This is a genomic window from Penaeicola halotolerans, from assembly GCF_016464625.1.
Lineage (GTDB): Bacteria > Bacteroidota > Bacteroidia > Cytophagales > Cyclobacteriaceae > Penaeicola > Penaeicola halotolerans.
This window is the reverse complement of the sequence record NZ_JAEAGO010000235.1, coordinates 1-234: the sequence shown is the minus strand read 5'-3', so window position 1 is coordinate 234 and position 234 is coordinate 1. Positions and strand designations below refer to the sequence as shown.

General features: G+C 37.6%; 1 protein-coding gene. It reads left to right on the top strand.

Annotation, left to right across the window (positions count from 1 at the left end):
- Positions 1-111: 111 nt before the first annotated feature.
- Positions 112-234 (top strand): DUF3050 domain-containing protein (locus I5349_RS14370; RefSeq protein ID WP_498366197.1); only part of this gene is annotated, 123 nt, incomplete at its 3' end.

Below are 234 nucleotides of genomic sequence, written 5' to 3'. Positions count from 1 at the left end.
AAATGCTTTAAGTGATAAACTCTTCCTAAAATTTTTCAGTTTTGCATCCGGGTAAATGAGTTGCTTCGTAAGGTTTATTGCCAATTCGAATTTCTCACCCAAAAAGAACGCATGACTAATACGAATAGAATTGCTCTGATAGAGCAGGAAATCTCTGGCTTGAGAAGCCAATTACAACATCACCCGCTTTATACTAACCTTCAGAATCTCGATGATATCCGGCTTTTTATGGAG